Raw genomic sequence first — 11821 nt, forward strand, 5'->3', positions numbered from 1 at the left:
GTGCGGCGGGGTGGGCGGGATCAGCCGTCGGGGACCAGCGCCGCGTCCGTCCTCCCCCAGAAGACCCGGACCCGGCGGATCAGTTCGTCCGGGCCCACGCTCATCATGGCGACGAGGTTGATCCGCAGCCGCTGCCCCGGTTCGACGCCGGGCGGGTTCAGCGAGACGGTCACCGGCATCACCACGTGCTCGTCGTCGTGGGCCGCCACGGGGTCGCCGACGGTCTCGTGCACCTCCTGCTCGATCGCGTTGGCGAGATGCGCCCGCAGCGCCCTGCGGCCGCGGATCGGGTCGGAGCCGACCGGATCCTCGAACCGGACGTCGTCGACGAAGAGCGCGAGCACCGCGTCGACGTCGCCGGCGTTCATGAACCGGCAGTAGTCGAGCGCGATCTTCTTCCGGACCGTCTCGTCGGGCACGATGCCTCCTTGCGCGGCCGCCGGCCGCCTCGCGGGTGCCCCGCCATGATGGAAAGCCCGTCTAAAGTCTCCCTAGAGTCCTTGATCGAGGAATTCCTCCGCAGGTGCGTGCCCTCAAGCCTCCGGGGACGGCGAAGGACGATCGGCGCCGCCCGCCTTGACGTCCTTCCAGCGCTTGTAGATCTCGGTCAGCTCGGTCTGAAAGAACCGGAAGAAGTCCCGCATTTCAGCCATCCGGGCGCCGGGCGACGTCTCCGAGCCGCCCAGCACCCCGACCCCCTCGTCCGCGAGGTCCGCGATCATCTTGAAGTAGACGGCCTTGGACACGCTGCCCTCGTACCAGGTGTCGTCCGTCAGCCGGTAGCGATGGCTCCGCGATCCGGCCATCGGCTCGCGCACGAGGATCCCGATGTGCATCAGGTGGCGCACGGCCGTCGAGATGGCACCCGGGCTCGCGCCGAGCCGTTCCCCGAAGTCGGCCGCCGACAGCGTCTCCTCGTCACTGACCATCATCGTGACGAGCACCCGCGCCGACATCGGCGGGAATCCGAAGTCGGCCAGCGCGGCCGCCAGGTGCTCGACGAATCTGCGCACCGGGGCCTCCTCGCGGCCCGTCGATGTCTCCTCCACGCTGCGTCATCACTCCTTCTCACCAGCTCAGACGATTTACAAGCTATTGAAGGTTTACGAACTTCTAAAACTAGATTAGCATCCGGTGCATGACTCCCGTGATCTCGATGTCTGGCGTCGAGAAGTCCTTCGGCCAGACCCGCGCGCTGGACCAGCTCGACCTCTCCGTGCAACCCGGTGAGGTCCACGGCTTCCTGGGCCCCAACGGGGCCGGGAAGACCACGACGATCCGCATCCTGCTCGGGCTGCTGCAGGCCGATGCCGGTGAGATCGGTGTGCTCGGCGGCGACCCTTGGAAGGACGCCACCGAACTCCACCGGCGGCTCGCCTACGTACCCGGCGACGTCAACCTGTGGCCGGGCCTGACCGGAGGCGAGATCATCGACCTGCTCGCACGCATGCGCGGCGGGATCGACACAGGCCGCAGGGCCGACCTCATCGAGCGCTTCGACCTCGATCCCAAGAAGAAGGCACGCACCTACTCCAAGGGGAACCGCCAGAAGGTGACCCTGATCGCCGCCCTGGCCTCCGAGGTGGAGCTGCTCGTCCTGGACGAGCCGACGTCGGGGCTCGACCCGCTGATGGAGGAGCTCTTCCGCCAGGTCGTCCGCGAAGAGGCCGGAAACGGCCGCACGGTCCTGCTGTCCAGCCACATCCTCTCCGAGGTGGAGGCGCTCTGCGACCGGATCACCATCATCCGCGAGGGGCGGGCGGTGGAGACCGGGACGATCCAGGACATGCACCACCTCAGCCGCACCTCGATCACCGCGCGGCTGGCCGGCGCGGCCCCGCCCGACCTGCCCGGCGCGCACGAGGTGCAGGTCTCGGACGGCCAGATCCGCTGCGAGGTGGACACCGACCGGCTGAACGACGTGCTCGGCCGGCTCATCGCGGTCGGCGTGCAGAACCTGGTCGCGCAGCCGCCCACGCTGGAGGAGCTCTTCCTGCGCCACTACGTCGATCGCCCCGCGGACGGCGAGGCCGCCTCCGCCGAGCGCTCCGGGAGCATGCGGTGAGCGGCACGCTCACCGGAACCGGGAAGCTGATCCGGCTGGTCCTGCGCCGCGACCGGATCCTGCTGCCGCTGTGGGTGCTGTGGATGTCGCTGGCCCCGGTCAACTTCGTCTCCATGACCGAGGATCTGTTCCCCACGGCCGCCGACCGCCAGGAGTACGCCGGCACCAGCGGCAGCGACCCGGCCTTCCTGGCGCTGTTCGGGCCGCTGCACAACGACAGCCTGGGCGGGATCGTCACGCAGCGCCTCAGTCTGGTCCCGCTGATCGTCGCGCTGATCAGCATCCTCACGGTGATCCGCCACACGCGCACCGAGGAGGAGAACGGCCGGCGCGAGCTGCTCGGCGCCACCGTCGTCGGGCGGCACGCGCCGCTGGCCGCCGCGCTGACCGTGACCCTCGCCGCCAACCTGGTGCTGGCCCTCATCATGACCGCCGGCCTGTCCGGCACCGGCCAGCCGGGCGGTGCGTCCTTCGCGGTGGCGATGCAGTTCGCCCTCTGCGGCTGCGTCTTCGCCGCGGTCGCAGCGGTCGCCGCGCAGGTCACCGTGGGCGCGGGCGCGGCACGGGGCGTCGCGATCGGGACGCTGGGCGTGGCCTACCTGCTGCGCCTGGCAGGCGACGCCGGCGGCGAGGGCAACGCGCTGGCGTGGCTGTCGTGGCTCTCCCCGGTCGGCTGGGCGCAGCAGCTGCGCCCGTTCGCCGACGAGCGGTGGTGGGTGCTGCTGCCGGCCGCCGCGCTCACGGCACTGCTGGTCGCCGCGGCGTTCCGGCTGTCGGCCCGCCGCGATCTGGATGCCGGGCTCTTCGTGGCGCGCCCCGGCCCCGGCGCCGCCGCGCCCTCGCTGAGCGGCCCCGTCGGACTGGCCTGGCGCGTCCACCGCGGCATGCTGCTGGCCTGGGTCGCGGGGCTGGCCGTCCTCGGCGCCGTGTTCGGCGGCCTGGCGCAGGGCGTCGGGGACGCGCTGCGCGACAACGACGACCTCAAGGACGCGTTCACACGCCTCGGCGGGGAGGCGACGCTCGTCGACACCTTCATCGCCTCCGGCATGAGCATCGTCGGGCTGGTCGTCTCGGGCTACGCGGTGCTCACCACGCTGCGGCTGCGCGGCGAGGAGGAGAACCTGCGGGCCGAGCACGTGCTGACCGCCCCGGTCCCCCGGCTCCGCTGGGCCGCGGGCCACCTGCTGTTCGCGTTCCTGGGCACCGCCGCCGCGATGGCCGCCGCGGGACTCGCCGCCGGGCTGGTGCACGGGCTGAACAGCGGTGACCTCGGCGGGGTGCTGCCGGGCATCCTCGGCGGCGCGCTCGTCCAGCTGCCCGCCGCCTGGACGTTGGCCGCGATCACCGTCGCGGCGTTCGGCCTGCTCCCCCGGCTCTCCGCGGCCGTGGGGTGGGGGGCGCTCGTGGTCTTCCTCTTCCTGGGGCAGTTCGGCGCCCTGATGGGCATGAGCCAGCGCGCGCTGGACCTGTCCCCGTTCACCCACATCCCGAAGCTACCGGGCGGTGACGTGTCCGTCGCGCCCCTAATGTGGCTGATCATCATCACCGCGGCGCTCGTCGCGCTCGGCCTCGCCGGGTTCCGGCGCCGCGACTACACCGTCTGAGGGCCGTGATGCGCCGCCGTCCCCCGCGAGAGGCGGTGGACGGCGGCGCACCGTCTCCCGGGCACGCCTCGTCCGGCGCTCGGGCGGGGCCAAGGCGAGGCTTAGCCCGGCTTTAGCCGGCTCCGGAACATAGGACACACGCATCGCGCGGGATGTGCGTGTTCCGCAGGTGACCGCCACCGCGATCCTTCGGATCGGTCCGGTGTCGCCATCGCCTTCGTCCGGAGACAGGCTCAGATGACCAACACGGAAGACAAGCTCCGCCGGTACCTGAAGCGGGTCACGACGGACCTGCAGGCGACGCGCCGACGCCTCCAGGACGCCGAGGCGAAGGCCCGGGAGCCGATAGCCGTCGTCGCGATGGCGTGCCGCTACCCGGGGGGCGTGCAGTCGCCCGAGGACCTGTGGGAACTGCTCGCCGCCGGGAAGGACGCGTTCTCCGGCTTTCCCGAGGACCGCGGCTGGGACCCGGAGCGGGTCCACGACCCGGAGCCCGGCGGCAGGCCCGGCACCTCGTACGTCCGGACCGGGGCGTTCCTCGACGGCGCGATGGAGTTCGACGCGGGCCTGTTCGGCATCTCGCCGCGCGAGGCCATGGCGATGGATCCGCAGCAGCGCCAGATGCTGGAGGCCGCGTGGCAGGTCTTCGAGCGGGCCGGCATCGACCCGCGGGGGCTGCGCGAGAGCCCCACCGGGGTCTTCGTCGGCGCCGCGCACACCGGATACGTCGCCAACGAGCGGCAGATCCCGCCGAGCTACGAGAACTACTCGCTCACCGGCAACACCGGGAGCGTCATCTCCGGACGCGTCGCCTACACGTTCGGGCTGGAGGGCCCGGCGGTCACCGTCGACACGGCGTGCTCCTCGTCGCTGGTCGCGCTGCACCTGGCCTGCCGGTCGCTCCAGCAGGACGAGTGCTCGCTCGCCCTCGCCGGCGGGGTCATGGTCATGCCGACTCCCGGCCTGTTCATCGAGTTCTCCCGGCAGCGCGGGCTGGCGCACGACGGCCGGTGCAGGCCGTTCGCCGCGCAGGCCGACGGCACCGGGCTGGGCGAGGGCGTGGGCGTGGTGCTGCTGGAGCGGCTGTCGGACGCGCGCCGCAACGGCCGCACCGTCCTGGCTACCGTACGGGGCAGCGCCGTCAACCAGGACGGGGCGAGCAGCGCGCTGACCGCGCCGAACGGGCCGGCCCAGGAGCGGGTCGTCCGCCTCGCCCTGCGCCGGGCGCGGCTGTCGCCGGGCGACATCGACGCGGTCGAGGCGCACGGCACCGGCACGACGCTGGGCGACCCGATCGAAGCGCAGGCGCTGCTGGCCGTCTACGGGCGGGACCGGCCTGCGGACCGGCCCGCCTGGCTGGGCTCGATCAAGTCCAACATCGGGCACACCGCCACCGCCGCCGGCGTCGCCGGGGTGATCAAGATGGTGCTGGCGATGCGGCACGGCCGGCTGCCGCGGACGCTCCACGCCGACACCCCCACCCCGCACGTGGACTGGGACTCGGGCGCCGTGCGGCTGCTGACCGAGGAGATCCGGTGGCCGGAGACCGGCCGTCCGCGCCGCGCCGGGGTCTCCTCCTTCGGGATCAGCGGCACCAACGCCCACGTGATCATCGAGGAGGCCGGGCCGGAGACCGCGCCGGACGCCGCGGACGACGCCGCGGACCTCCGGGACGGGGAGACCGATCCCGTCCCGTCGTGGACCGGGCCGGTGCCGCTGCCGCTGTCGGCCGGCGGCGCGGCGGCGCTGCGCGCCCAGGCGGCCCGGCTGGCCGAGCACGTCGGTGCCCGTCCCGAGACGCGGCCCGTCGATCTGGCGTTCTCCGCGGCGACCGGGCGCGCGGCCCTGGAACACCGCGCCGTGCTGGTCGGCGCGGACACGGGCGAACTGCTCCGCGGCCTGTCCGCCGCGGCGCGCGGCGAAACCGCGCCCAACCTGGTGCTGGAGCCCGCGCGCACGGGCCGGCTGGCGTTCCTGTTCTCGGGTCAGGGCGCCCAGCGCACGGGCATGGGGCGCGAGATGTACGCGGCGTCCACCACGTTCGCGGCGGCGTTCGACGCCGCCTGCGCCGAACTGGACCCCTACCTCGACCGCCCGTTGCGTGACGTGCTCTGGCAGGGCGACCCGGCGCTGCACCAGACCTCCTGCACGCAGGCGGCGCTGTTCGCGGTCGAGGTCGCGCAGTTCCGGCTGTTGGAATCGTGGGGCGTCCGGCCCGACCACGTGGCGGGCCATTCCGTCGGCGAGCTGGCCGCGGCGCATGTGGCGGGCGTGTGGTCGCTGCCCGACGCCGCGCGGCTGGTGGCGAGCCGCGGGCGCCTCATGCAGGCGCTGCCGCCCGGCGGCGCGATGGTGGCGGTGCGGGCGACGGAGGAGCGGGTCGCGCCGCTGCTGACGGGCGAGGTGAGCATCGCGGCGGTCAACGGCCCGGCCTCGGTGGTGATCTCGGGGGCCGAGGACGCGGTGGAGCGGATCGCCTCCCGGCTGAAGGACGAGGGCGCCAAGACGTCCCGGCTGACGGTGTCGCACGCGTTCCATTCACCGCTGATGGAGCCGATGCTGGCGGAATTCCGCGAGGTGGCCGAGAGCGTCACGTACCGCGCGCCGTCCATTCCCCTCGTGTCGAGCCTGACCGGCGGCGTCGCGTCCGCCGAGGAACTCGGCTCGGCGGACTACTGGGTCCGGCACGCCCGCCAGGCGGTCCGGTTCGCCGACGCGATCGGCTGCCTGGAGGACGCGGGTGTCACCCGGTTCGCCGAAGTGGGGCCGGACGGCGTGCTGACCGCCATGGCGCAGGAGTGCGTGAAGGCCGAAGACGCGCTGCTGGTCGCCCTGCAGCAGCGGGACCGGCCCGAGGCGGGAGCATTCCAGGCGGGCGTGGGCCGTCTGTACGCGTCCGGGATGCCGCTGGACTGGGAGGCGGTCTTCCGCGGGCACCGGGCACGCCGCGTGGACCTGCCCACGTACGCGTTCGAGCACCGCCGCTACTGGCTCCCCGAGCAGCGGCCCGGTGAAGACCCGGCGGCGATGGGGCTGGGTCCGGCCGGCCATCCGCTGCTGGGCGCGGTCGTGGCGCTGCCGGAGTCGGACGGCGTCGTCGCCACGGGCCGGCTCACGCGCGAGGCGCATCCTTGGCTGGCCGAACACGAAGTCCTCGGTACCGGGGTGGTGCCGCCGTCCGCGCTGGTGGACCTGGCCCTGCACGCCGGCGGACTCGTGGACTGCGCCGCCTTGGCGGAACTGGTCCAGGACGTCCCGCTCGTCCTGCCCGAACGGGGCGGCGTCGACCTGCGGGTGGTGGTGGCCGCGGCCGACGAGTCCGGGGCCAGGCCGGTCTCCGTCCATTCCCGCCCCGACGGCCCCGCTGACGATCGGCCCTGGATGCGCAACGCCGCCGGCGTCCTCGCACCGTCCACGCCCGTGCCGCCGCCGGAGCCGGACAGGGCATGGCCCCCGGCCGGGGCGACCGAGATCCAGGTGGACGACGCCTACGAGCGCCTGCTGGCGCGGGGCTATGGCCACGGGCCGGTGTTCCAGGGGCTGCGGGCGGCTTGGCGTCGCGGGGAGGAACTGTTCGCCGAGGTGGCCCTGCCGGAGGGCGCGCAGGCCGACACCGACCGTTTCGGGGTGCACCCGGCGCTGCTCGACGCGGCGACGCACGTGACACGGCTCCCGGCCGGACCAGATGCCCCGGTCGTGCTCGACGCCGTGTGGACCGGGGTGGCGCTGCATACCGCAGGCGCCCGGGCGGCACGGGTACGGCTGGTTCCCGCGACGGACCCCGATGCCGTGGAACTGCTGGTCTCCGACGAAGCCGGAGATCCGATCATCTCGGCCCGGTCGGTGCGGCCGTGCCCCGTCCCGGTCGAAAGGCTGGGGCCGGACACCGCGGGACCGGGCTCGCTGTTCCGCTTCGACTGGGTTCCGCTGCCCGGCTCTCCGGCCGGTGCGCCGCCGGATGCCTCCGACGACCGGGTCATGCTGGTGCCGGAGGCCGACGGCGTCCCGGCGCGCGCGCGACTCGAAGACGCGCTCGACCCCGGGTCGCCGGTACCGGAGCTGGTCGTGCTCCCCTGCCCCGCGCACCCGGGGGATGTGCCGTCGGCGGCCCGGAGGGTGGCCGTCGAGGTGCTGGAGGTCCTGCAGGCATGGCAGTCGGACGAGCGGTTCGCGGCATCGCGGCTGGCGATCGTCACGCGCGGGGTGGCGGAGACCGCGGATCCGGCGCAGACGGCGGTATGGGGGCTGGTGCGGGCGGCCGAGGCGGAGAACCCCGGACGGTTCGCGCTGGTGCACCTGGACCCGGCGGCCACCTCCCACGCGGACGTGCCCGAGGCGCTGCGGCGAGCCGGCGAGCCCGAGCTGGCCGTCCGCGACGGCGCGGTCCTGGTGCCCCGTCTCGCGTCGGCGTCCGGCGCCGACCGGCCCGGGATGCGATGGGATCCGGACGGCACGGTACTGATCACCGGCGGCACGAGCGGCCTGGGCGCCCTGGTGGCCGCGCATCTGGTGGCCGGGCACGGCGTCCGGAACCTGGTGCTGCTCAGTCGGCGGGGAGCGCAGACCCCGGGGGCCGCCGCGCTGCGCGCCGAGCTCGCCGGCCGCGGCGCACGCGTGAGCGTTGTCGCGTGCGACGCCGCCGACCGCGGCGCGCTCGCCGCCGTGCTGGCGGACATCCCGGACGACCGTCCGCTCCGCGGGGTCGTCCACGCGGCCGGTGTCCTGGACGACGGGGTGCTGGCGTCCCTCACACCCGACCGGTTGGAGGCGGTGCTGCGGCCCAAGGCGGACGCGGCCTGGAACCTGCACGAGCTGACCCGCGACGCGGCCCTGTCGGCGTTCGTGCTGTTCTCGTCGGCGGCGGGGACCCTGGGCGGGCCGGGCCAGGCCAACTACGCGGCGGCCAACACCTTCCTCGACCATCTGGCCCGGTACCGCACGGCCCTCGGCCTGCCCGCGCGGTCGCTGGCCTGGGGGCCGTGGGCGGAGGCCGGCGGAATGGCGGACCGCCTGGACGAGGGCGAGCGGCGGCGGCTGCGCCGCCTGGGCACCCGCCCGCTGGCCCCGGCGGAGGGCCTGGCGCTGCTGGACGCGGCGCTGGCGGTCGACGCGCCGCAGGTCCTGCCGGTCCGGCTGGACTTCGCGGCGCTGCGCGGCCAGGCGGTCGCCGGAGGGCTCCCGCCGATCCTGCGCGACCTGGTCCGGGTTCCCGCGCGCCGGGCGGCCGGGCCGTCGCTGCCGCGGCGCCTGGCACGCCTGCCCGTCCCCGAGCGCGGCCCGGTGCTCCAGGAGGTCGTGCGGGCGCAGGCGGCCCGGGTGCTCGGGCACGACCGGACCGGGGCGGTGCCGCCGGACCGGCCGTTCCAGCAGCTCGGGTTCACCTCGCTGGCGGCGGTGGAGCTGCGCAACGCGCTCAACGCCGAAACCGGGCTGCGGCTGCCGGTGACCCTGGTCTACGACCATCCCTCGCCGCGGGCGGTCGCCGACCATCTGCTCGAACTGCTCGACCTCGGGCGCGGCGACGGGGCCGGAGCCGCGCTGGCGGAGATCGACCGGCTGGAGAAGACGCTGGCGGCGCTCGCGGACGGCGACGGCGACCCCGCCGCGGTCACGGCTCGGCTGGAGACGCTGCTGCGCGCGTGGCGGAACTCCCGCCGTGCCGGGGCACCGGCCGAACCCGCCGCCGACCTCGAAGCGGTCACCGACAGCGAGCTGTTCGCCGTCCTGGACAGAGAACTCGGACAGGCCTGACGCGGACGCCCGGATCGCGACCCCCTCCAGATTGGTTGGTGCTCGATGGAGAACGACGACAGGTTCCGCGACTATCTCAGGCGGGCGACGGCCGAGCTCCAGAGCACCCGGCAGCGTCTCCGCGAAGCGGAGGACCGCGACCGCGAGCCGATCGCCATCGTGAGCATGGCGTGCCGCTTCCCCGGAGGTGCCTCCTCCCCGGAGGGGATGTGGAGCCTGGTGGCCGAAGGCCGGGACGCCGTCACCGCGTTCCCGGCCGACCGGGGCTGGGATCTCGAACGGATCTACCACCAGGATCCCGATGTTCCCGGAACCTCCTATGTCCGCGAGGGCGGCTTCGTCGGCGAGGCGCCCTGCTTCGACGCCGACCTGTTCGGGATCTCCCCGCGTGAGGCGCTGGCCATGGACCCGCAGCAGCGCCTGCTGCTGGAGACGGCCTGGGAGGCGTTCGAGCGTGCCGGGATGGCCCCGTCGTCGGTGCGGGGCAGCCGGACCGGCGTGTTCGTCGGCGCGACCTACCAGGAGTACGGGCCGCACCTGTCGGAGGCCGGGGAGGACATCGAGGGCCATCTCTCCACGGGGGTCACACCGAGCGTGGCGTCGGGCCGCCTCTCCTACGTGTTCGGGCTGGAGGGGCCCGCGCTCACGATCGACACGGCCTGCTCGTCCTCGCTGGTGGCGCTGCACCTGGCCTGCCAGTCCCTGCGGCGCGGCGAGTGCTCCCTGGCGCTCGCCGGCGGGGCGACGGTCCTGTCGTCCCCCGGGCTGTTCACCGAGTTCTCCCGGCAGCGGGGCCTGGCCGCTGACGGCCGGTGCAAGGCGTTCGCGGCGGCGGCCGACGGCACCGGCTGGGGCGAGGGCGCCGGCCTCGTGCTCATCGAGAGACTGTCGGACGCGCAGCGCGACGGTCACCCGGTGCTCGCGGTGATACGGGGCTCGGCGGTCAACCAGGACGGCGCCAGCAACGGCCTGACCGCGCCGAACGGCCCGTCCCAGCGGCGGGTGATCGAGCAGGCGCTGGCCGGTGCCGGCCTGGCGCCGGGGGACATCGACGCGGTCGAGGCGCACGGGACCGGCACGGCGCTGGGCGACCCGATCGAGGCTCAGGCGCTCATTGCCGCGTACGGCCGGCAGCGGCCCGGCGACCGGCCGCTGCGGCTGGGGTCGGTCAAGTCGAACATCGGGCATACGCAGGCCGCGGCGGGCGCGGCGGGCCTGATCAAGATGGTCGAGGCGATGCGGCACGGTGTGCTGCCGCGGACGCTGCACGTCGACGAGCCGACGCCGCATGTCGACTGGTCGGCGGGGGCGGTAGAGCTGCTCACCGAGCAGGTCGAGTGGCCGGAGACCGGGAGGCCGCGGCGCGCGGGGATCTCCTCCTTCGGCATCAGCGGAACCAACGCCCATGTGATCATCGAGCAGGCCGTTCCTCCGCACGCCGACACCGGCCGCCGGGACAGGTCACCGGAAGATGAGCGGCCCTCGGCGGTGCCGTGGTTGCTGTCGGCCAAGACCGAGGCGGGGCTGGCCGCGCAGGCGCGGCGGCTGGCCGAGCACCTGGACGCCCACCCCGACCTGGACCCCGGGCAGGTGGCATGGGCGCTGGCCACCACCCGCTCGGTCCTGGACCACCGCGCCGTCATCGTCGGTGACGAGGCGACGCTGCGTGAGGGGTTGCGGGCGCTTGCGAGCGGGGAGCCGCACCCGGCCGTGGTCACCGGCCACGCGTCTCCCGGCGATGCGGGCGGCAAGACGGTGTTCGTGTTCCCCGGCCAGGGATCACAGTGGGCCGGGATGGGTGCCGAACTGATGACCAGCAGCCCGGTGTTCCGCGACCACATCCAGGCGTGCGAGCAGGCACTGGCCCCGCATGTGGACTGGTCCCTCACCGACATCCTCACCAACGGCGAAGCAGCGTCGCTGGACCGGGTCGACGTCGTCCAGCCCGCACTGTTCGCCGTCATGACCGGCCTGGCGCACCTGTGGCAATCCCTCGGAATCGAACCCGACGCGGTCATCGGCCACTCCCAAGGGGAGATCGCCGCCGCCCACACCGCCGGCGCCCTCACCCTCCACGACGCCACCCAACTCATCGCCCTCCGCAGCCAAGCCCTCACCACACTCGCCGGAACCGGCACCATGGCCGCCATCCACACCACCCCCAACGACCTGGACGACCTGCTCCCCCACACCATCACCGTGGCCGCGGTCAACGGTCCAGCCACCACGATCGTCGCCGGACCCCACGACGCCATCACCGCACTGCTCGACGAGTGCGAGCAGCGGCAGATCAAAACCCGCCGCATCGACGTCGACTACGCCTCACACAGCCCCGCCATCGACACCATCACCGACCACATCACCACCGCCACCACCGGCATCAACCCCCAACCCGCAACCA

6 protein-coding genes are annotated in these 11821 nt (G+C 74.0%); 4 read left to right on the top strand and 2 right to left on the bottom strand.

The window, feature by feature from the left end; all coding sequences use genetic code 11:
* Positions 1-20: 20 nt before the first annotated feature.
* Together E1285_RS38320 and E1285_RS38325 are read right to left on the bottom strand one after the other, a co-directional pair.
* Positions 21-419, bottom strand: a complete 399-nt coding sequence (locus E1285_RS38320; RefSeq protein ID WP_132159506.1) for a nuclear transport factor 2 family protein — start codon at positions 417-419, stop codon at positions 21-23.
* A gap of 114 nt (positions 420-533) precedes the next feature.
* Positions 534-1049, bottom strand: coding sequence for a MarR family transcriptional regulator (locus E1285_RS38325; protein WP_132159507.1), 516 nt, complete (start codon positions 1047-1049; stop codon positions 534-536).
* A gap of 89 nt (positions 1050-1138) precedes the next feature.
* Between E1285_RS38325 and E1285_RS38330 the strand changes: the two genes are divergently transcribed.
* The 4 genes from E1285_RS38330 to E1285_RS38345 all read left to right on the top strand — a co-directional run.
* Complete coding sequence (locus E1285_RS38330) at positions 1139-2065, top strand: ABC transporter ATP-binding protein (RefSeq protein ID WP_132159508.1); 927 nt, start codon at positions 1139-1141, stop codon at positions 2063-2065.
* A complete protein-coding gene (locus tag E1285_RS38335) occupies positions 2062-3669 on the top strand; it encodes an ABC transporter permease (protein ID WP_132159509.1) in 1608 nt (535 codons plus the stop codon). Before E1285_RS38330 ends, E1285_RS38335 begins: the two co-directional genes overlap by 4 nt.
* Before the next feature lie 237 nt (positions 3670-3906).
* On the top strand, positions 3907-9420 hold the full coding sequence (locus tag E1285_RS48345) for a type I polyketide synthase (protein WP_132159510.1): 5514 nt from the start codon (positions 3907-3909) through the stop codon (positions 9418-9420).
* Between the two features lie 45 nt (positions 9421-9465).
* Positions 9466-11821 (top strand): type I polyketide synthase (locus E1285_RS38345; protein ID WP_132159511.1); only part of this gene is annotated, 2356 nt, incomplete at its 3' end.

The organism is Actinomadura sp. 7K507, from assembly GCF_004348425.1.
GTDB lineage: Bacteria > Actinomycetota > Actinomycetes > Streptosporangiales > Streptosporangiaceae > Spirillospora.